We start from the raw sequence: 19,830 nt of genomic DNA on the forward strand, positions 1-19,830 counted from the left end.
CTTGCACTTTCTGCTGTCGATATGTACGGGACGCATGCTTATGTCCCCACCGAAAGTGCAAGATCGGCGGGGTTGGGGTGGGGTGTGGGGTGTGGTGGCGGGGTGGGGTGGGGTGGGGGTGTGGCGGTTGTTGAGGCCGTTAGGCGAGGAGGGGGTCCAGGCCGATGGTCAGGCCGGGGCGGTTGCGCACCGCGCGGACGGCCAGCAGCACTCCGGGCATGAAGGACGCCCGGTCGTACGAGTCGTGCCGGATCGTCAACGTCTCACCGGTGGTGCCGAAGAGCACCTCCTGGTGGGCGACGAGGCCGGTGGCGCGTACGGCGTGGACGCGTACCCCGTCGATGTCGGCGCCCCGCGCGCCCGGTACCTCGTCCTTCGTCGCGTCCGGAACCGGGCCGAGGCCGGCCTCGGCGCGAGCCTGGGCGATCTGCCGGGCGGTGTGCGTGGCGGTGCCGCTCGGGGCGTCCAGCTTGCGCGGGTGGTGCTGCTCGATGATCTCGACGGACTCGAAGTGCCGGGCGGCCCGCGCGGCGAACTGCATCATCAGCACCGCGCCGATGCCGAAGTTCGGGGCGATGACCACGCCGACCTCCGGCTTGTCGGCCAGCCAGCCGCGCACCTGCTCCAACCGCTGCTCGGTGAAGCCGGTGGTGCCCACGACCGCGTTGATGCCCTGGCCGATGGCCCACTCGAGGTTGTCCATGACCACGTCCGGCGTGGTGAAGTCGACGACCACCTGAGCGGCGGACGCGGCGTCGAGGCCGTCGCCCTGGTCGACCGCGGCGGCCAGGTCGAGATCGTCAGCCGCGTCGACGGCCTTGCAGACCTCGACGCCCATCCGACCACGGGCACCGAAAACGCCGACCCGGGTCTTCCCCTGCTCGTCAGTCACGGGGCACAACCTATCCCAATCGGGACGTGCCCTTCCGGCCGGTACAGATCCCGACGGGTCTCAGCCGGCGAAGTCGCCCTCGCCGAACGGGCCGACCACGGCCAGCGACATCGGCCGGCTCAGCAGCTCGGCGGCGAGGCTGTTCACGTCCGCGACGCTGACCTCGTCGACCCGGCGGAGCAGCTCGTCCACCGGCATCAGGTCGCCGTAGAGCAGCTCCCCCTTGGCCAGTCGGCTCATCCGTGAACCGGTGTCCTCGAGGCCGAGCACGAACGAGCCCTTGCTCATGCCCTTGCCCCGGGCCACCTCGGCCTCGGTCAACCCGTCGGCGGCCACCCGGGCCAGCTCGGCGCGGGTCAGGGCCAGCACCTCGTCCACCTTGCCCGGGGCGCAGCCGGCGTAGACGGCGAACAGGCCGCTGTCGGCGTACTGGCTGGCGTAGGAGTAGACCGAGTACGCCAGGCCGCGCTGCTCGCGGATCTCCTGAAAGAGGCGGCTCGACATGCCGCCGCCGAGCACGTTGTTGAGCACACCGAGGGCGAAGCGCCGGTCGTCGGTGCGGTCGATGCCGGGGCAGCCCAGCAGGACGTGCGCCTGCTCGGTCTCCTTCGGCTCCACCAGGGTGGTGGCCGGCTTGGTGCGTACCGCCGGGGTGGACGCGCGGTGTGCGGCCGGCGCGGCCGGGTCGCTGTCCAACGGCGTGCCGCGCACGGCCTGGCGGACCAGCTTGATCACCGCGGCGTGGTCGAGGTTGCCGGCGGCGGCGATGACGATCTGCGGCGCCGTGTAGCGACCCCGGTAGAAGGCCTGGATCTGCCGGCGGGTCATCGGCGTGACGGTCTCCTCGGTGCCGGAGATCAGTCGACCCAGCGGGTGGTCGCCGTAGACCGCGCGGGCGAAGAGGTCGTGCACCTCGTCACCGGGCTCGTCGTCGTGCATGGCGATCTCCTCCAGGATCACGCCACGCTCGGTCTCCACGTCGGCCGGCTCCAACAGGGAGTCGGCGACCAGGTCGCACATCACGTCGATCGCCAGCGGCAGGTCCTCGTCCAGCACCCGGGCGTAGTAGCAGGTGTATTCCTTCGTGGTGAAGGCGTTCGTCTCGCCACCGACCGCCTCGATCTGCGACGAGATCTCCAGCGCGGTCCGCTTGTGGGTGCCCTTGAAGAGCAGGTGCTCCAGGAAGTGCGCGGCACCGGCCTGCGGACGGGTCTCGTCCCGCGAGCCCACCGCCACCCAGATGCCGAAGGAGACGCTGCGCATCGTCGGGATCGCCTCGGTGAGCACGCGCAGACCGCTGGGCAGCACGGTACGTCGTACCGTGCCGCCCAGCGGGTCGTCGCTCAGCGTCCGGGTAACCGCGCGGGCGGTGCCGCCGGAGCGGACCGCCGCGGTGTCCCGAGACGGTGCCACCCCCCGTCGATCCGGTGGAAACGGCGCACTGAAGGCCCGACTCACGTGGTGCTCCCGGTTCGACGAGGGGTGGGTGTTACAGGTGCTGGTGGTCAGCTGTGCCGGGTCCGGCGACGCGGACGCTCGCCGCCCTCGCCACCACCCTCGCCGCCGCCGTTGCCGCCCTCGCCGCCGCGCTCCGGGCCACGCCCGCCGCGGTCACCGCCACGCTCGCGGTCACCCCGGTCACGCGGACCCCGGTCGCCCCGGTCCCGGCCGGACGGACGGTCGCCACCGGCGGCCTCACCGGCTGCCGGCGCCTCGGCGCCCTCCGGACGGACCTTGTCCAGGTAGATCTTGCCGCGGGCGTCGATGTCCGCGATCTCGACCTCGACCCGGTCGCCCACGTTGAGGAAGTCCTCGACGCGCTCGACCCGCTTGCCGTCGCCCACCTTGGAGATGTGCAGCAGGCCGTCACGCCCCGGCAGCAGTGAGATGAACGCACCGAACGCGGCGGTCTTGACCACCGTGCCGAGGAACCGCTCGCCCTGCTTCGGCAGCGTCGGGTTGGCGATCCCGTTGATCCGGTCCACGGCCGCCTGGGCCGACGGCCCGTTGGTGGCGCCGACGTAGATCGTGCCGTCGTCCTCGATGGAGATCTCGGCGCCGGTCTCGTCCTGGATCGCGTTGATGGTCTGACCCTTCGGGCCGATCACCATGCCGATCTTGTCCACCGGGATCTTGACGGTGGTGACCCGCGGCGCGTAGTCGGACATCTCGGCCGGAGCCTCGATGGCCGCCTTCATGACGCCGAGGATGACCTGCCGGGCCTCGTTGGCCTGCTGCAACGCGGCGGCCAGCACGTCCGACGGGATGCCGTTGAGCTTGGTGTCGAGCTGCAGCGCGGTGACGAACTCCGGCGTACCAGCGACCTTGAAGTCCATGTCACCGAACGCGTCCTCGGCACCGAGGATGTCGGTCAGCGTCACGTACTGGGTCTTGCCGTCCACCTCGTCAGAGATGAGCCCCATGGCGATGCCGGCGACCGGCGCCTTCAGCGGCACACCGGCCGAGAGCAGGCCCAGCGTCGAGGCGCAGACCGAACCCATCGAGGTGGAGCCGTTCGAGCCCAGCGCCTCGGAGACCTGCCGGATGGCGTACGGGAACTCCTCGCGCGACGGCAGCACCGGGATCAGCGCACGCTCGGCGAGCGCCCCGTGGCCGATCTCGCGCCGCTTCGGCGAGCCGACCCGGCCGGTCTCACCGGTCGAGTACGGCGGGAAGTTGTAGTTGTGCATGTAGCGCTTGCGGTTCTCCGGGGACAGCGTGTCCACCATCTGCTCCATGCGGAGCATGTTCAGCGTGGTGACGCCCAGGATCTGGGTCTCACCGCGCTCGAACAACGCCGAACCGTGCACCCGGGGCAGCACGCCGACCTCGGCGGTCAGCGCGCGGATGTCGCGCGGGCCCCGGCCGTCCATGCGGACCTGCTCACGCAGCACGCGGTTGCGCACCTCGGACTTGGTCAGCGACCGGAAGGCAGCGGACAGCTCCTTCTCCCGACCCTCGAACCGAGCGCCCAACTCCTCGGCGACCCGGGCCTTGACGCGGTCCAGGGCCTCCTCGCGGTCGGCCTTGCCGGCGATGGTGATCGCCTCGGCGACCTCGCCACGGGCCAGGTCGGCGACGGCGTCGTACACGTCGTCCTGGTAGTCCAGGAAGACCGGGAACTCGGTGACCGGCTTGGCGGCGACCTCGGCCAGCTCGGCCTGCGCGCGGCACAGCTCGCGGATGGCGGGCTTGGCGGCCTCGAGGCCGCTGGCGACGACCTCCTCGGTCGGGGCGGTGGCACCGGCCGAGATCAGGGCGACGGCGTTCGGCGTGGCCTCGGCCTCGACCATCATGATCGCGACGTCGCCGTCCTCGAGCGTGCGGCCGGCCACGACCATGTCGAAGGTGGCGCGGGCCAGCTCCTCCAGGGTCGGGAAGGCGACCCACTGGCCGTCGATGTGGGCGACGCGGGTCGCACCGATCGGGCCGGAGAACGGCAGGCCGGACAGCTTGGTCGACATCGAGGCGGCGTTGATGGCCACGACGTCGTACGGGTGCTGCGGGTCGAGCGCGAGGATGGTCTCGACGACCTGGACCTCGTTGCGCAGGCCCTTGACGAACGACGGGCGCAGCGGCCGGTCGATGAGCCGGCAGGTGAGGATCGCGTCCTCGCTGGGCCGACCCTCACGGCGGAAGAACGAGCCGGGAATGCGGCCCGCGGCGTACATCCGCTCCTCGACGTCGACGGTCAGCGGGAAGAAGTCGAACTGCTCCTTCGGGTGCTTACCGGCGGTGGTGGCGGAGAGGACCACCGTCTCGCCCAGCTGGGCGATGACGGAACCGGCGGCCTGGCGGGCCAGCCGACCGGTGGAGAAGGTGATCTCACGGGTGCCGAAGGCCCCGTTGTCGATCACGGCGGTGCGGGATTCGGTGCCGAGTTTGGTCTCGGTCATGTGCTGTCGTGCTCCTTCGCGTCGTGGGCCCGCGACGTCGGGGAGCTGCTCAGCCGGCCGGTCTTCGATCGAAGCGCCCGGGTGGCCGGCTTACTGCCGGGTTCCCGGGGGCCACTACCGGAGACCGGTACGCTGACCGGCTCCCTCTCGGGTGGTCGCGCGGCCCGTGTTTCTTTCAGGTGGGACGCCGATCGGGGGAGCGGCCGGTCGGCCACTCCCCCGTCACGTCACCGGCGCAGGCCGAGCCGCTCGATGAGCGTCCGGTAGCGGGCAATGTCCTTCTTCTGGACGTAGTTGAGCAGCCGACGGCGACGGCCGACCAGCAGCAGCAGCCCACGGCGGCTGTGGTGGTCGTGCTTGTGCACCTTCAGGTGCTCGGTCAGCTCGGCGATCCGCTTGGTGAGGACCGCGACCTGGACCTCCGGCGAACCGGTGTCGCCCTCGGCGGTCGCGTACTCCGCGCGGATGCTGGCCTTGGCTTCCTGGTCGAGCGCCATGTTCTCCCTGTTTCGATGGGTTGATCAAGTAGGTGTCCGTCGTCCCGATGAGACCGGGAACGGACCGGTACCTCGCACCCGCGGCGTCGAGCAGGCACGCGAGGCCCCACGCCGGTCACCCGACGTCCCCGCAAGACTACCAGCACCCGCGGGTAACACCCGGCCAAGGGCCCGCGCGGCCTCGCCGATGATCAGCTCAGCGCGCGCCGGGTGCGCTCGACGTCCTCTTCGATCTGGGCGATCAGGGGCTCGATCGAGTCGTATCGGACCTGCCCACGCAGGTGCGTCACGAAGTCCAGCGCCAACCGCTCGCCGTAGAGATCACCGGAGAAGTCCAGCGCGTACGCCTCCACCCGCCGCTCCCGCCCGGAGAAGGTCGGGTTGGTGCCGACCGACACCGCGGCCATCAGCGGCTCGGGCTGGCCGCGGCGGATCATGCGGGCCGCGTACACCCCGTCGGCGGGCACCGCCGCGTACCGGTGGCAGAGCAGGTTCGCGGTGGGGAAGCCCAGCACCCGGCCGCGCTGGTCACCACGGACCACGACGCCCTCGACCCGGTGCGCCCGACCCAGCGCTCCCGCCGCCGTCCCCACGTCACCCGCGTCGACGCAGGAGCGGATGTACGTGGAGGAGAAGACCGTCCCGTCCTCGGCGATCAGCGGGCTGCCCTCCACCCCGAAGCCGAAGGTCTGGCCCAGCCGTTCCAGCAACGCCACGTCGCCGGCCGCGCGGTGCCCGAAGCGGAAGTTGTTGCCGACCACCACCAGCGCCGCGTGCAGATTCTCGACCAGGATGTCGTGCGCGAACTGCTCGGGGGGCAGCCGGGAGAACTCGGGAGTGAACGGCACCACGCAGAGCACGTCCACGCCGAGCGCCTCGATCAACTCGGCCTTGCGGGCCGGCTCGGTGAGGATCGCCGGGTGCGAGCCCGGGCGGACCACCTCGGCCGGGTGCGGGTCGAAGGTGACCACCACCGACTGCACGCCCAGCTCCCGGGCCCGGGACACGGCGTGCCCGATGGTCGCCTGGTGCCCCTTGTGCACGCCGTCGAAGACGCCGATGGTGACGACCGAGCGCCCCCATCCTCCGGGCGCCGCGTCGTACCCCCGCCACCGCTGCATGCCAATCCTCTCCTGCTGTCCCGCGCATCGGCGGGTCGACTGCGCCGACCGGGGGGCCGGCGGACCTGCGTCCCGCCGTCAGGCCGGGGCGAGCACGATCTCCGCGCGAGCCCGGCCGTCCCGCTCGCTGACGATAGCGATGAGGCCACCGGTCGGCCCGAAGACGGCGTACGGCCCGGCGATGCCGGCCGGGTCCAACGGACCCCCGTGGCCGAGCACCTTGGCCTCGTCGGGGGTCGCGTCGCGGCGGGGGAAGAACCGGTCGGCCGCCGCGTCCAGCGGCAGGTTGACCACCTCCGGGGCGCGCTGTTCCAGGTCGTCGAGGGTGGCCGCCTCGGCGAGGGCGAACCCACCGACCGCGGTCCGGCGTAGCGCGGTGAGATGGCCGCCGACACCGAGGGCCAGGCCCGCGTCCCGCGCGATGGCCCGGATGTACGTGCCCGAGGAGCAGGTCACGTCGACGTCCACGTCGACCACGTCGGACTCGCCGCGGCGGATCGCCAGCACCTCAAGCCGGGAGATGGTGACCCGCCGGGCCGGCAGCTCGACGCTCTCGCCGTCGCGTACCCGCTTGTACGCCCGCTGCCCGTCGATCTTGATGGCGCTGACCGCGCTCGGCACCTGGTCGACCTCGCCGCTCAGGGCGGTCAGCGCGGCGCGGATGGCCTCGTCGGTGACGTGACCGGCCGGGGTCGTGGCGATCACGTCGCCCTCGGCGTCGTCGGTGACGGTGGCCTGGCCGAGCCGGATGGTGCCGGTGTAGCTCTTGCCCGCGCCGATCACGTAGGTCAGCAGGCGGGTGGCACGGCCGACGCCGATCACCAGCACGCCGGTGGCCATCGGGTCGAGGGTGCCGCCGTGCCCGACGCGCCGGGTCCTGGCGAGTCGGCGGATTCGCGCCACCACGTCGTGCGACGTCATGCCGCCGGGCTTGTCGACGACGATCAGACCATCGGTGCTCACGTCGCCCAAGCCTGCCAGACGCGGGCGTCGGTCATCGGACGGCCCCGACCACCGCCCAACCGCCGGAGCGCACCCGCAGCAGCAGGGCGACAAGTCGAACCACCACGAACAGGGTGAGCCCCGCCCAGATACCCCCGAGCCCCAGGTCGAGCACGTACGCCAGCCAGATGGCGGGCAGGAAACCGCCGAGCGCCGCCACGATGGTGAGGTTGCGCAGGTAGCGGACGTCGCCGGCCCCGATCAACACGCCGTCGAGCGCGAACACCACCCCGGCCAGCGGCAGCATGGCGACGAACCACGGCCAGGCGATCATGGCCTGCTCGCGTACCTGCGTGTCGGAGCTGAACCAGGACGGCACGACCCCCGCCCCGGCGGCGATCACCAGGGCGAAGGCGATGCCGCAGACGCCGCCGAGCAGTCCGATCCGCCGGGCCAGCGCCCGCGCTCCCGCCGCGTCACCGGACCCGAGCGCGGCGCCGACCAGGGACTGCGCGGCGATGGCGAGGGCGTCGAGCACCAGCGCCGTGAAGAACCACAGTTGCAGGGCGATCTGGTGGGCGCCGACGGCGGCAGCGCCGAAACGGGCAGCGACCGCCGTCGCGGAGAGGAAGCTGGCCTGGAACGCCAGGCCCCGGATCAGCAGGTCCCGGCTGAGGACGAGCTGGTCGCGGATCAGGCGCGGCCGGGGTCGCAGCGACACCCGCTCGGCGACAAGCGCCCCGGCGAAGAGCACTCCGGAGAGGGTCTGCGCGACCGCGTTGGCGACCGCCGAGCCGGGCAGGCCGAGGCCGGCGGGGTAGACCAGCACCGGGCAGAGCAGCGCGGAGACCAGGTTGGGGCCGAGCACGAAGTACAACGGGCGGCGGGTGTTCTGCACGCCGCGCAGCCAGCCGTTGCCGGCCGCGGCGAGCAGCAGGCCGGGAGCGCCGAGCGCCGCGATGCGCAGCCACTGAGCGGCGGCGCCGGCCACGTCGCCACCACCTCCGGCGAGGGTACGCGCCAACGCGCCCCCGCCGATCTGCATGCCGATCGCGACCAGCAGCCCGACGCCGAGCGCCAGCCAGGACGACTGCACTCCCTCGGCCACCGCCGCCGCCCGGTCGCCAGCGCCGAAGCGGCGGGCCGAGCGCCCCGTGGTGCCGTACGCGACGACTGTCCCGAGCCAGGCGGTGAGCGTCATCACGGTGCCGCCGACGGCGAGCGCGGCGAGGGGCACCCGACCGAGGTGCCCGACGACGGCGGTGTCGACGAGCACGTAGAGCGGCTCGGCGGCGAGCACCACGAGCGCCGGGAGGGCGAGACTCGCGATCCGGCGTGGTGAGGCGGATCGGTCGACGGTGGGGGTCTGGCTCATCGCCGCCGATCGTGGCACGAGCGCAGTAAGGACCGCAACCCTGCGGGATGCTTACCCCAAGTGCCGAGCCAACAGCAGCGCCCAATCTCGTCGATTTTGCACTTTCTGCTGGCGAAATGCGGCTTTGAGCCGGCTTTGGCACCACAGCAAGTGCAAGATCGGCAGACCGGGTTGGGTGTGGGGTACGGGGGTTTTGGTCTGCTTGGGCCGGGGAGGGGGAGAGAGGGGGGTTACTGGCGGGTGTCCATTGACGTTTGCAGCGCGCGGCGGGCCTGCTCGCGGGCGTCGTCGGTGGTCTCGGGCTTGGGCTTGTTCGGCATGGTGGCGCTCCTTCCAGGGTGCGAGCCACCGGCGCGCGGCGGCCCTCACGGGCGGTCGTGCTGAGCGCCCCACGACGGTCCGGGGTTACCGGAGCAGCCGATCGGGCAGCTGGAGCCCGGGTCGGTCCGACCCTGGAGGGAGGCAGCGCGAGGTGTGGCACCACCGCCCACGACCTGCACCACAACGCGATGCGGGCCGTCTCCCAAGTTATCGTTCAGGTCCACATGCTGCCCACGGTTCCCGCCATGTGGACGCTTCGCAGCCCGCCTCAACGGGCCAGGAAGTGCCAGCCCAGCCACCACCAGAAACCGAACAGACCGATCCTGCCCACCGGGACCGGCCCGACCTCGTAGCGCATGACGTACGCGCACACGTCGCCCAGCGTGGGAACCCGGGAATCCTCCCGCCGGGCCAGCCACTCGACCACGACGAAGAGGGCCAGCGCGGTCAGGAAACCGCCGATCGCAAGGGCCCGCATCATCGCCGCACCAACCCCCAGAACGCGGCCAACCAGGCGAACCACGCCGCCGAGCGGGTCAGATGATCTTCCAACAGAGGATCGGCGAGCCGCGAGAAGGTAGGAAAGTCGTCGCCCACCGCCAGCACGAACGTCGCGCCCTCGAAGACCCCGAAGATCACCACCGGGAGAGCCCACCACGCCGCCTGAGCGCCCAGCCGGGGCGGCGCCGGACGCCGGGGCACCCGGTTGCTCAGACCGAGCCAGATCAACACCCCGCCGGTGCCGAGCGTGTAGAGATTCGCCTCGGTGGAGAACGACGCGAACCGACCGCCGACGAGGGACAGGCAGAGGAGAACCGGAACGGAGACGGCGGGCCGGTCCCAGGCTCGGGGGGCCTCCACGGTGAGGTCGTGCGGCTGCTCCATCCCGCAATTCTTCCCGGTCTCACGCAGCGCGGGAAGACCAACACTCCCCGGAGCTGACCCTGAACTTGCCGCCCCACGCGCAGCCCCGATCGACACCGCCGCCCGAGCGGGACGGGCCGCGCACGGTCAGGCGACGCCAGCGATCAGCGCCGCGACCAGCTCGCCGCGGATCGCGTCCACGACCTGCTCGGCGCTCCCCCGGCCGGTGAACCCGGCCGCGAACGTGTGGCCACCGCCACCCAACGCGACCGCCACACGGCTGACGTTCACCGCGCCCTTGCTGCGCATCGACACCGCCCACTCGTCGGGCGCGGTCTGCTTCAACACGCAGCTCACGTCCGCCTCGGCGGTGCACCGCACCGAGTCGATGAGCGCCTCCAACACGTACGGCCGCTGGTCGTGGCGGGCCAGGTCGTCGAGGGTGGCGAAGGTCCAGACCAGCCCTCGACCGGCCGCGGCGGCCGGCTCCAGACGGGCGCGGCCGAGCACCTCTCCGAAGAGGCGGACCGCGCCGAAGGGCCTGGTGTCGAAGACCCGCCGGGAGATGTCACCGGGCGAGATGCCGGTGGCGAGCAGCCGGGCGGCCAACTGGTGTACGGCCGGAGTGGTCGCCTCGAATCGGAACGAGCCGGTGTCCGTGGTCAGCGCCACGTACAGGCACTCGGCGATGGCCCGATCCACAGTCACGCCCAGCCGCGCCAACAGCCGATCGGCGACCACCGACGTGGCCGCGGCCCTCGGGTCGACCAGGTTGACCGTGCCGAAACCCGAATTCGAGGCGTGGTGGTCGAGCACCAACGCGGCACCTGCCGTCGACAGGCGGTCGGCCAGCTCGCCGAGGCGCGACTCGCTCGCCGCGTCGAAGCAGATCACCAGATCCGGTGCCGGATCGGCGGCGGCCGCCGGGACCAGCAGCTCCGCCCCGGGCAGACCTCGGAACGGTTCGGGCACCTCCGGCGGCCCGGGAAACGTCGCCTGCAACCGGTGTACGCCGAGCTGACGCAGACCCAGACCGAAGCCGAGCATGCTGCCCAGCGCGTCACCGTCCGGGTTGACGTGACAGATCAACAACACCCGGCCGGCCGACGGAAGGGCGCGGATCAGCGCCTCGGCAGCCGCCCAGTCCGCCTCGGCCGGGCCGACGTCGACCGTCGCGGCGAGTTGGGCACCGGCGGCGCCCGTCACCGCGCTGCCCCACCCCGGGGGGTCTCCGTGACATCGGCGGCCCCGTCGGCCTCATCCGTCTCGTCGGTCTCTTCGGTCTCGTCGTCGACCCGGTACGGCTGCGCCTCGCCCGCGTACTCCGCCCGGGCGGCGATCCGCTGCACCTCCGCGTCGGCGTTGCGGGCGGCGGCGAGCAGGTCGTCGATGTGCTTGACCTGGTCCTGCACGTCGTCGAGGACGAACGTCAGCGTCGGCGAGTGCCGCAGCCCGAGCGCCTTGCCGACCGTGCTGCGCAGCAGCCCCTTGGCGCTCTCCAGGGCGGCTGCGGTGTCCGCCTGGGCCACCGCGTCACCCAGCACCGTGTAGAAGACCGTCGCGTCGCGCAGGTCAGCGGTGATCCGGGCGTCGGTAATGGTGATCATGCCCAGGCGCGGGTCCTTGATCTGGCTCCGCACCACCGAAGCGACCAGCTCACGCACCCGTTCCGCGTGCCGGCGTACCTTGGCCGGATCAGACATCTCGCCACCTCCACGGCGTCCCGCTCCCGGCCGGCCCGGCGACCCGCGGGCCGCCGGCCGACCGACCAACATCTCGAACACTACCTTCGTGGCGGCACCGGTCGCCGGGCACCGCCGGCCCGTGGGTCAGTCGTCGTCCACGCCGTACAACCGGCGTCGAACCGACAGCAACTCGACCTCGGGGCGCGCGGCCACCAGGTGCTCACACGAGTCGAGCACCTCGCGGACGTGCGCCGCCTCTGCGGCGACCACGGCCACCGCTACCTCCGCTCGACCGTGCAGGTCGAGCGCACCCACCTCGGCGGCCGAGACCTCGAAGCGGCGCAGCGCCGCCACGATCGGCCGTACATATGATCTCTTGGCTTTGAGCGACCGGGAGTCGCCCGGCAGCAGCAGGTCGAAGACCGCGGTTCCGGTGAACATCGCCTGGGACGATACCGCCAACCCGCCCCGCATGATCAAGGGGTTTACGCCAGACGGCGTAAACCCCTTGATCAGCGTGTCACTGCCGGATCAGGCGCGAACCTTCTCCCGCATCTCGAAGGTCTCGATGACGTCGCCGACCTGGACGTTGTTGTAACCACCCAGGGTCAGACCACACTCGAAGCCCTCGCGGACCTCGGTGGCGTCGTCCTTGAACCGCTTGAGCGAGGTGATCGTGAGGTTGTCCGCCACGACCGTCCCGTCCCGAAGCAGTCGAGCCTTCGCGTTGCGTCGGATGATGCCCGACCGGACGATGCAACCGGAGATGTTGCCGATCTTGGACGAGCGGAACACGTCGCGGATCTCCGCGGAGCCCAGCTCGACCTCCTCGTACTCCGGCTTGAGCAGGCCCTTGAGCGCTGCCTCGATCTCCTCGATGGCCTGGTAGATGACCGTGTAGTACCGGATCTCCACGCCCTCGCGGTCGGCCATCTCGCGGACCTTGTTCGAGGCCCGAACGTTGAAGCCGATGATCGTGACCGGCTCGGACGACGCACTGGCGAGCATGACGTTGCTCTCCGTGATCGCACCGACGCCCCGGTCGAGGACCTTGAGCTGGACCTCCTCGGGGATGTCGAGGTTGAACAGCGCGTCCTCGAGGGCCTCCACCGAACCGGAGACATCGCCCTTGAGGATGAGGTTGAGCGAGGTCTTCTCACCCTCCTTGAGCTGCTCCATGAGCGTCTCAAGAGTGGCCCGGCCACGGGAGTTGGCGAAGGACGCCGCCCGCCGCCGTGCCTGCCGCTGCTCGGCGATCTGCCGCACCGTACGGTCGTCCGCCGCGGCGAGGAACGTGTCACCCGCACCGGGCGGCGCGGTCAGACCCAGAACCATGACCGGACGCGCCGGACCAGCCTCGGAGAGCTGGTTGCCGTTCTCGTCGAGCATGGCCCGGACCCGGCCGTGCGCCCCACCGGCGACGATCGAGTCGCCCGCCCGCAGGGTGCCCTTCTGCACCAGCACCGTCGCCACCGCACCGCGGCCCTTGTCCAGGTGCGCCTCGATGGCCACACCCTGCGCCGGCCCGTCGATCGGAGCGGTCAGCTCCAGCGACGCGTCGGCGGTCAGCAGGACGGCCTCGAGCAGTTCCTCGATGCCGATGCCCGGCTTGGCGGCCACGTTGACGAACATGGTGTCGCCGCCGTACTCCTCGGCGACGAGGCCGTACTCGGTCAGCTGCTGGCGGACCTTGTCCGGGTTGGCGTCCGGCTTGTCGACCTTGTTGACCGCGACCACGATCGGCACGTCGGCCGCCTTGGCGTGGTTCAACGCCTCGATGGTCTGCGGCATCACGCCGTCGTCGGCCGCGACGACCAGGATCACGATGTCCGTGACCTGGGCACCACGGGCACGCATGGCGGTGAACGCCTCGTGACCCGGGGTGTCGATGAACGTGACCGCCCGGTCCTCGCCCTCGTGCGGGACGTGGACCTGGTAGGCACCGATGTGCTGGGTGATGCCACCCGCCTCGCCGGCCACGACGTTCGCCTTGCGGATGGCGTCGAGCAGCTTGGTCTTACCGTGGTCGACGTGACCCATGACGGTCACCACCGGCGCACGGCTGACCAGACGCTCCTCGGCCACCTCCGCGTCGAGGTCGATGTTGAACTGCGCGAGCAGCTCGCGGTCCTCGTCCTCCGGGCTGACGATCTGGATGTCGAAGCCCAGGTGCTCACCCAGCAGGTGCAGGGTGTCGTCAGAACAGGACTGGGTCGCGGTGACCATCTCGCCCAGGTTGAACATCTCCTGGACCAGCGAACCCGGGTTGGCGTTGATCTTGTCGGCGAAGTCCGACAGCGAGGCGCCACGGGAGAGCCGGACGATCTGACCCTGACCCCGGGGAGCACCCGAGCTCATGGTCGGAGCCGACAGGTTGTCGAACTCCTGTCTGCGCTGCTTCTTGGACTTGCGACCGCGCGTCGGCCGACCACCCGGACGCCCGAAGGCACCCGCGGCGCCGCCGCCACGGCCACGACCGCCCGCACCCGGACGACCGCCGCCACCGGCCGGACCACCCGGACGGAAACCGCCACCGGGAGCACCGCCACCGCCGCCGGGACCGCCACGGTAGCCACCGCCACCGCCGGCACCCGCGCCGCCACCGGGGCCGCCGCGGTAACCGCCACCGCCACCGGCGCCACCGCCGGGACCGCCACGGAAACCACCGCCACCGCCACCGGGACGACCGGCGCCACCGCCACCTGGGCGACCAGCGCCACCGGGGCCGGGACGACCGGCGGCCGGACGCTGACTCGGCATGGACGCCGGGCTGGGCCGCGGCGGCATGGAGTTCGGGCTCGGCCGCGGCGGCATACCCGCCGGGCTGTTCGGCCGGGGGCCACCCGCACCGGCGGCCGGCGGCCGCTGCTGCTGGCCGCCCTGGATGCCGAACGGGTTGTTGCCGGCACCGCGCGCCGGCGGACGACCGCCGGGGCGGGCACCCGGACCGGGAGCCGGCGTGTTCGGACGAGCTGCCGGTGAACCGGGACGGGGCGGCATCGCCGCGGGACCCGGCCGAGGACCGGGCCGGTTGCCGTCAGCCGGAGGCTCCCGGCGGACGGGGTTGTCACGCTGCTGCTGGCGGGCGGCCTGCGCGGCCTTGACCGCGGCCTCCTGCTCAGCCTTCAGCGCGGCGGCACGCGCCTCCGCGGCCGCCACCTCGATGTCGTGAGCACTCGCCGGCTTGGCGACCGGGGCCGCCGACTGCGGCGCACCGGGCACCGGACCCTTGGGCTTCGGACCGGGTACCGGCGCGGCCGGCCGCCGAGGCGGCATCGGCCTGGCCGAGACCCGGGGCGCGCCCGGGGTCGGAGACGGCGTCGGGGTCGGCGTCGAAGCCGGCGTCGGCGCGGGCGCCGACGGGGCTGCCGGCGCCGAAGCACCGGCGGACGCGACGAATGCGTTCCTCAGCCGTCGGGCGACGGGCGCCTCGACCGTGCTGGACGCGGACTTGACGAACTCGCCCATCTCCTTGAGCTTGGCGAGAACGGTCTTACTCTCGACCCCGAGCTCTTTTGCAAGCTCGTGTACGCGGGCCTTGCCTGCCACTGCACTCCTCACTCCGAGGTCGTGCGGGCAGCACCCGCAGCGACCTCACTCGTGCACTTGAAGCCTGGTCATTTCAGGGACTTCATCGTGTGCTCATGTCGGTCGTCCTACCCTGCTAGCGACCCTCGCCCGGTCGGGCTGACCGGACGTAGTGGTTGGCGCATCGACGTGCTCTGCCAGCACACCGTGGTCGAGGACCTCGGTGATGCGCAGCGCTCGCCCGAAGGCGCGGCGCCGCACCGCCAGCGCGAAGCAGGCCGGATCCGGGTGCATGTTCGCTCCCCGACCCGGCAGCCTGCGGCGCGGATCAGGCCGGAGGCTGTGACCAGCCTCGTTTCCGATCGCGACGACCCGCAGCAATTCGCTGGCCGGCGCACGTTGCCGGCAACCCACACAGGTGCGCTCCGGCTGAGTGCGTCGTACCACTGGAAGAAGTCTACCCCTAGCTGCCCGAGATCGCGCCGCCCGGCTCCCGTACCTGATCCACGGCCCCGCGGGCGGCCGGAGCCGTCTGCTCCGCATCGGACCGAATATCGATCCGCCAACCGGTCAAGCGGGCAGCAAGGCGGGCATTCTGCCCCTCGCGGCCGATGGCGAGCGACAGCTGGAAGTCCGGAACGGTCACCCGGGCAGCCCGTCCGGCCAGGTCCACGACCTCGACCCGCAGCGCCTTGGCCGGGGACAACGCGTTCCCGACGAAGGTGGCGGGGTCGTCCGACCAGTCGATGATGTCGATCTTCTCACCGTGCAGCTCGCTCATCACGGCACGCACCCGCTGACCCATCGGGCCGATACAGGCGCCCTTGGCGTTCACACCGGGCGTGGTGGAACGGACGGCGATCTTCGTACGGTGACCTGCCTCACGGGCGATCGCGCCGATCTCGACGGTGCCGTCGGCGATCTCCGGGACCTCCAGCGCGAACAGCTTCTTGACCAGCGCCGGGTGCGACCGGGACAGGGTGATCTGCGGCCCGCGCATGCCCTTGGCCACGTGCACCACGACGCAGCGGACCCGCTCGCCGTGCGCGTACCGCTCGCCGGGCACCTGCTCGGACTGCGGCAGCACACCCTCGAGCTTGCCCAGGTCGACGCTGACGATGCCCTTCTCGATACGGGTCTCGTGCGCCTGCACCACGCCGGTGACCAGGTCACCCTCGCGGCCCACGTACTCGCCGAAGTGCACCTCGTCGGTGGCCTCCCGCAGGCGCTGGAGGATCACCTGCTTGGCGGTCATGGCGGCGATCCGACCGAAGTCGTGCGGGGTGTCGTCCCACTCCCGCACCAGCGAGCCGTCGTCGTCCATCTCCTGCGCGTACACCAGGGCCGCGCCGGACTTACGGTCGATCTCCACCCGGGCGTGCGGCTCGGCGCCGTCGGTGTGCCGGTAGGCGGTCAGCAACGCGGTCTCGATCGCCGCGAGGATCGTGTCGAACGGGATCTCCCGCTCGCGCTCGAGTGCGCGCAGCGCCGCGAGGTCGATGTTCACCTCTCCTCGTCCTCCACATCATCATCGTCGTCGATGTCGTCTGCATCGTCGTACTCGTCGGTCTCGTCCGCGTCGTCGAGCTCGTCCGGCTCACCCAGCTCGGCGAGGCGGGTGAACTCGACCTGTACCCGTCCCGGGCCCAGCTGGTCGTACGCCCACCGGGCCTCGCCGCCGTCGGTCTCCAGTCGCACGCCCTCGTCGTCGGCCCCGACCACCCGGCCGGTCAGCTGGCGGTCCCCGGAGGGCTGCTCGCCGCGCTGGCCGGGCAGCGCGGCCGCGCCCCGGACGGTGACCTTGACCAGTCGGCCCACGTTGCGCCGCCAGTGCCGGGGCAGGGTGAGCGGCCGGTCCACGCCGGGCGAGCTGACCTCGAGCTGGTATTCCCCGGCCACGATGTCGCCGTCGGCCTCCTCGGCCGCGTCCAGCGCCTTGGAGACCGCGCGGGAGACGTCCGCGACGGCGTCCAGGTCGATCCCACCGTCCGCGTCCACGAGCACCCGCACCACGTGTCGGCGACCCGCCCGGGAGACCGACAGGTCCTCCAGGTCGTAGCCCACGTCGTTGACCACCGGCTCGATCACGGCCCGCAACCGGGTACGCCGGGCCGCGAGATCACCGCCGCCACGTGGACCGCGGGGGCCAGCCTCGTCGCGGGGTCGACCCGTCGACCTGGTGGCACGGCCACGCTGCGTCATCTGCGCACCCTCTCCCTGGTCGATGAGGGACGGTTGTCCCGCCATGCCGGCACGCCACCGGAGCGGACGCGCCGGTGGCTGCGCAGAGCGTAACGCGCCTGCCGGGCGGTGGACCGGGCGGCGCACCGACGCCCGTGGCCCCCACACCGGCCCCGATGGTGTTGACTTGCCCGGTGGGGATCGGCAGAAGGACATCGGGCGACCAAGTATCCGGACATTCTCGGCGAAAGATCCTGCGCGCCGGAATGCTCCTGGCGCTCGGCGGCGCGGCAGCGCCGCTGACAGGCTGTGATCTTTTCGACCGTGCGGACGAGCCGGAGCCGCCGCCGGACCCGTTGCGGCCGATGGTGGACGAGTCGCTGGGCCTCGCCGCGGCGTACCGGGCGAGCGCCCTGGCCCACCCGGACCTGGCCGACCGACTCAATCCCATCGCCGACACGCACACCGCGCACGCCACCGAGCTCGCCCGGATCGTCGGCGTCACCCTCGGATCCGCACCCGCCGTCGACCCGAGCGCCACTGCGGCGAGCGCGCCCGCCGCCGCGCTCGCCGCGCTGCGGGCGCGGGAGAAGGCCGCCCAGCAGTCCGCCACCGCCGCCTGTGCGGCGGCGCCCGCCGAGCGGGCAGCGTTGCTCGGGTCGATCGTCGCGGCGCGGGCCACCCACCAGGAGGCACTGAAGTGAGGCAGTCCACCGCCGAGGAGGCCCTCGCCGCCGCCCTCGCCGCCGAGTACGCGGCCATCTACGCCTACGGGCGGATCGGCGTCCGACTCACCGGCGCCGCACGTGACGCCGCCCATCAGGCGGAGGCCGCGCACCGACGCCGGCGCGACGCGCTGGTGGTTCAGTTGAGCACGTCGGGGGGCACCGTGCCACCGGGTCGGGCCGGGTACGCGCTGCCGTTCCCCGTCACCGACCGGGCGAGCGCGTTACGGCTGGCGGTCGAGGTGGAGGAGCGCACCGCGGCGCACTGGCGGGCCGCGTTGGCGTCCACCACCGGTGCCGACCGTGACCGGGCGCTGGCGGCGCTCGTCGAGTACGCCGTGCGGGCCACCCGGTGGCGCAAGACCGCCGGGGTGACCCCACCGACTGTCGCTTTTCCCGGTCGCCCGACCTGAACCGATCCGCCCCGGTTGCGGAGCCCATACCAGGTATGCATACTCCGTTGCCATGTCCATCCGTCACGGGCTGCTCGCCCTCCTCGAACGCGGCCAGATGTACGGCTACCAGCTGCGCGCCGCATTCGAGGAGTCGACCGGCTCGACCTGGCCGCTGAACATCGGGCAGGTCTACACCACGCTGGCCCGGCTGGAACGGGACGGTCTGGTGCGCCCGTTGCCGGAGAGCGAGGCCGGGCAGCGCCCGTACGAGATCACCGACGCCGGCCGGGCGGACCTCGCGCTGTGGTTCGCCACGCCGATCAGCCGCACCGACCGCCCGCGTGACGAGCTGGCGATCAAACTGGCCCTGGCGCTCACCACCCCCGGCGTGGACGTCCGCTCGGTGGTGCAGGGCCAGCGCAGCGCGACGATGCGCGCGTTGCAGGAGTTGACCCGGTTGAAGTACGGCAGCAACCGACCGGAGGACCTGCCGTGGCGGCTGGTCCTGGACTCGATGGTGTTCCAGGCCGAGGCCGAGGTGCGTTGGCTGGACCATTGCGAGAGCAGTCTGGTGCGGCACCAGCCCGGCGCCCCACCGCCGCAACCACCCCGACCGGCCGCCGGTGCGGCGTCCGACGCCGCACGGTGGGCCGACGAGGAGGCGCTACGGTGAGCGGATCGGACGACGCGGTGCTCGAGCTACGCGCCGTCCACCGCACCCACGGGGTCGGCCCGGCGGCGGTACACGCGCTGCGCGGTGTCAGCCTGGTCGTCCGGCCCGGCGAGCTGGTCGCCGTGATGGGCCCGTCCGGCTCCGGAAAGTCGACGCTGCTGGCCCTCGCCGGCGGCCTCGACCGCCCGACCCGCGGGGACGTCCGGGTGGAGGGGCAGCCGCTCGGCGCGCTGGACCGCCGGGGGCTGGCCCAGCTACGCCGACGCCGCATCGGCTACATCTTCCAGCACCTCAACCTGCTGGGCAGCCTGAGCGCGCTGGAGAACGTGGCGCTTCCACTGGAGCTCGACGGCGTCGGCGGCCGGCGGGCCAGGACGGCCGCGCTGACCGCGCTGACCGAGGTGGGTCTACCGGCGTTGGGGGACCGCTTCCCCGACCAGCTCTCCGGTGGGCAGCAGCAGCGGGTGGCCATCGCCCGGGCGCTCGTCGGCGAGCGACGGCTGGTGCTCGCCGACGAACCCACCGGGGCGCTCGACTCGCAGACCGGCGAGGCGGTGCTGCACCTCCTGCGCCGCCGTGTCGACGCGGGCGCCGCCGGCATCCTGGTCACCCACGAGGCGCGACACGCCGGCTGGGCCGACCGGGTGGTGTTCCTGCGCGACGGCGTGCTGGTCGACACGACGGCGCCGCTGGGCAGCGTCGAGCAACTCCTCTCCGGCAGCGACCGTTGACCCT

20 protein-coding genes are annotated in these 19,830 nt (G+C 72.1%); 4 read left to right on the forward strand and 16 right to left on the reverse strand.

Annotated features, from left to right (window positions below):
- Positions 1–139 precede the first annotated feature (139 nt).
- From dapB to rimP, 16 genes are all read right to left on the reverse strand, one after another.
- Positions 140–892, reverse strand: a complete 753-nt coding sequence (gene dapB, locus ABZV06_RS20275) for a 4-hydroxy-tetrahydrodipicolinate reductase (protein ID WP_355623315.1) — start codon at positions 890–892, stop codon at positions 140–142.
- A 60-nt stretch (positions 893–952) separates the two neighbouring features.
- Positions 953–2,350 carry a pitrilysin family protein gene (locus ABZV06_RS20280; RefSeq protein ID WP_355245911.1) on the reverse strand — a complete coding sequence of 466 codons (1,398 nt, stop codon included), beginning with the start codon at positions 2,348–2,350 and terminating at the stop codon, positions 953–955.
- Between the two features lie 47 nt (positions 2,351–2,397).
- Positions 2,398–4,788 carry a polyribonucleotide nucleotidyltransferase gene (locus ABZV06_RS20285; protein WP_355245909.1) on the reverse strand — a complete coding sequence of 797 codons (2,391 nt, stop codon included), beginning with the start codon at positions 4,786–4,788 and terminating at the stop codon, positions 2,398–2,400.
- 227 nt (positions 4,789–5,015) lie between these two features.
- Complete coding sequence (rpsO, locus tag ABZV06_RS20290) at positions 5,016–5,285, reverse strand: 30S ribosomal protein S15 (RefSeq protein ID WP_007456699.1); 270 nt, start codon at positions 5,283–5,285, stop codon at positions 5,016–5,018.
- Between the two features lie 191 nt (positions 5,286–5,476).
- Complete coding sequence (locus ABZV06_RS20295; RefSeq protein ID WP_355245905.1) at positions 5,477–6,406, reverse strand: bifunctional riboflavin kinase/FAD synthetase; 930 nt, start codon at positions 6,404–6,406, stop codon at positions 5,477–5,479.
- A gap of 78 nt (positions 6,407–6,484) precedes the next feature.
- The gene (gene truB, locus ABZV06_RS20300) at positions 6,485–7,369 is read right to left on the reverse strand and encodes a tRNA pseudouridine(55) synthase TruB (RefSeq protein ID WP_355245903.1); all 885 of its coding nucleotides are present in this window, start codon (positions 7,367–7,369) and stop codon (positions 6,485–6,487) included.
- A gap of 31 nt (positions 7,370–7,400) precedes the next feature.
- Positions 7,401–8,723, reverse strand: a complete 1,323-nt coding sequence (locus ABZV06_RS20305) for an MATE family efflux transporter (protein WP_355623317.1) — start codon at positions 8,721–8,723, stop codon at positions 7,401–7,403.
- A gap of 589 nt (positions 8,724–9,312) precedes the next feature.
- Complete coding sequence (locus tag ABZV06_RS20310) at positions 9,313–9,522, reverse strand: DUF6186 family protein (protein ID WP_355245992.1); 210 nt, start codon at positions 9,520–9,522, stop codon at positions 9,313–9,315.
- Complete coding sequence (locus ABZV06_RS20315; protein ID WP_355245897.1) at positions 9,522–9,929, reverse strand: hypothetical protein; 408 nt, start codon at positions 9,927–9,929, stop codon at positions 9,522–9,524. The genes ABZV06_RS20310 and ABZV06_RS20315 overlap by 1 nt, the downstream gene beginning before the upstream one ends.
- A gap of 126 nt (positions 9,930–10,055) precedes the next feature.
- Positions 10,056–11,114: a bifunctional oligoribonuclease/PAP phosphatase NrnA gene (locus ABZV06_RS20320; protein ID WP_355245895.1), complete on the reverse strand. Its 1,059-nt coding sequence runs from the start codon at positions 11,112–11,114 to the stop codon at positions 10,056–10,058.
- Complete coding sequence (gene rbfA, locus ABZV06_RS20325; RefSeq protein ID WP_355245892.1) at positions 11,111–11,611, reverse strand: 30S ribosome-binding factor RbfA; 501 nt, start codon at positions 11,609–11,611, stop codon at positions 11,111–11,113. The genes ABZV06_RS20320 and rbfA overlap by 4 nt, the downstream gene beginning before the upstream one ends.
- A 126-nt stretch (positions 11,612–11,737) precedes the next feature.
- The gene (locus ABZV06_RS20330) at positions 11,738–12,034 is read right to left on the reverse strand and encodes a DUF503 domain-containing protein (RefSeq protein ID WP_355623319.1); all 297 of its coding nucleotides are present in this window, start codon (positions 12,032–12,034) and stop codon (positions 11,738–11,740) included.
- 90 nt (positions 12,035–12,124) lie between these two features.
- Positions 12,125–15,142, reverse strand: a complete 3,018-nt coding sequence (gene infB, locus ABZV06_RS20335) for a translation initiation factor IF-2 (RefSeq protein ID WP_355623322.1) — start codon at positions 15,140–15,142, stop codon at positions 12,125–12,127.
- A gap of 93 nt (positions 15,143–15,235) precedes the next feature.
- Positions 15,236–15,568, reverse strand: a complete 333-nt coding sequence (locus tag ABZV06_RS20340; protein ID WP_355245884.1) for a YlxR family protein — start codon at positions 15,566–15,568, stop codon at positions 15,236–15,238.
- A gap of 16 nt (positions 15,569–15,584) precedes the next feature.
- Positions 15,585–16,628, reverse strand: coding sequence for a transcription termination factor NusA (gene nusA, locus ABZV06_RS20345; RefSeq protein ID WP_355245881.1), 1,044 nt, complete (start codon positions 16,626–16,628; stop codon positions 15,585–15,587).
- Entirely contained in the window at positions 16,625–17,323 is a 699-nt protein-coding gene (rimP, locus tag ABZV06_RS20350; protein WP_355623325.1) for a ribosome maturation factor RimP, read from the reverse strand. The genes nusA and rimP overlap by 4 nt, the downstream gene beginning before the upstream one ends.
- Before the next feature lie 230 nt (positions 17,324–17,553).
- Here rimP and ABZV06_RS20355 point away from each other — a divergent pair, with 230 nt between their 5' ends.
- From ABZV06_RS20355 to ABZV06_RS20370, 4 genes are read left to right on the forward strand one after another with little or no spacing between them, the layout of a single operon-like run.
- Positions 17,554–18,006, forward strand: coding sequence for a hypothetical protein (locus ABZV06_RS20355; RefSeq protein ID WP_355245990.1), 453 nt, complete (start codon positions 17,554–17,556; stop codon positions 18,004–18,006).
- Positions 18,003–18,440: a ferritin-like domain-containing protein gene (locus ABZV06_RS20360; protein WP_355623328.1), complete on the forward strand. Its 438-nt coding sequence runs from the start codon at positions 18,003–18,005 to the stop codon at positions 18,438–18,440. The genes ABZV06_RS20355 and ABZV06_RS20360 overlap by 4 nt, the downstream gene beginning before the upstream one ends.
- A gap of 52 nt (positions 18,441–18,492) precedes the next feature.
- Positions 18,493–19,095 (forward strand): PadR family transcriptional regulator, encoded by a 603-nt coding sequence (locus tag ABZV06_RS20365; RefSeq protein ID WP_355623331.1) that lies wholly within the window; start codon positions 18,493–18,495, stop codon positions 19,093–19,095.
- Positions 19,096–19,112: 17 nt separating this feature from the next.
- A complete protein-coding gene (locus tag ABZV06_RS20370) occupies positions 19,113–19,826 on the forward strand; it encodes an ABC transporter ATP-binding protein (protein WP_355245987.1) in 714 nt (237 codons plus the stop codon).
- Positions 19,827–19,830: the final 4 nt, after the last annotated feature.

The sequence above is a fragment of the Micromonospora sp. NPDC005172 genome (assembly GCF_040608555.1).
GTDB lineage: Bacteria > Actinomycetota > Actinomycetes > Mycobacteriales > Micromonosporaceae > Micromonospora.

What these genes read in the sequence shown, in the direction of transcription:
- ABZV06_RS20285 (WP_355245909.1), bottom strand. Translation starts at nt 4,788, where the DNA reads ATGACCGAGACCAAACTCGGCACCGAATCCCGCACCGCCGTGATCGAC.
- rpsO (WP_007456699.1), bottom strand. Translation starts at nt 5,285, where the DNA reads ATGGCGCTCGACCAGGAAGCCAAGGCCAGCATCCGCGCGGAGTACGCG.
- ABZV06_RS20295 (WP_355245905.1), bottom strand. Translation starts at nt 6,406, where the DNA reads ATGCAGCGGTGGCGGGGGTACGACGCGGCGCCCGGAGGATGGGGGCGC.
- ABZV06_RS20305 (WP_355623317.1), bottom strand. Translation starts at nt 8,723, where the DNA reads ATGAGCCAGACCCCCACCGTCGACCGATCCGCCTCACCACGCCGGATC.
- ABZV06_RS20310 (WP_355245992.1), bottom strand. Translation starts at nt 9,522, where the DNA reads ATGCGGGCCCTTGCGATCGGCGGTTTCCTGACCGCGCTGGCCCTCTTC.
- ABZV06_RS20315 (WP_355245897.1), bottom strand. Translation starts at nt 9,929, where the DNA reads ATGGAGCAGCCGCACGACCTCACCGTGGAGGCCCCCCGAGCCTGGGAC.
- rbfA (WP_355245892.1), bottom strand. Translation starts at nt 11,611, where the DNA reads ATGTCTGATCCGGCCAAGGTACGCCGGCACGCGGAACGGGTGCGTGAG.
- ABZV06_RS20330 (WP_355623319.1), bottom strand. Translation starts at nt 12,034, where the DNA reads ATGTTCACCGGAACCGCGGTCTTCGACCTGCTGCTGCCGGGCGACTCC.
- rimP (WP_355623325.1), bottom strand. Translation starts at nt 17,323, where the DNA reads ATGACGCAGCGTGGCCGTGCCACCAGGTCGACGGGTCGACCCCGCGAC.
- ABZV06_RS20365 (WP_355623331.1), top strand. Translation starts at nt 18,493, where the DNA reads ATGTCCATCCGTCACGGGCTGCTCGCCCTCCTCGAACGCGGCCAGATG.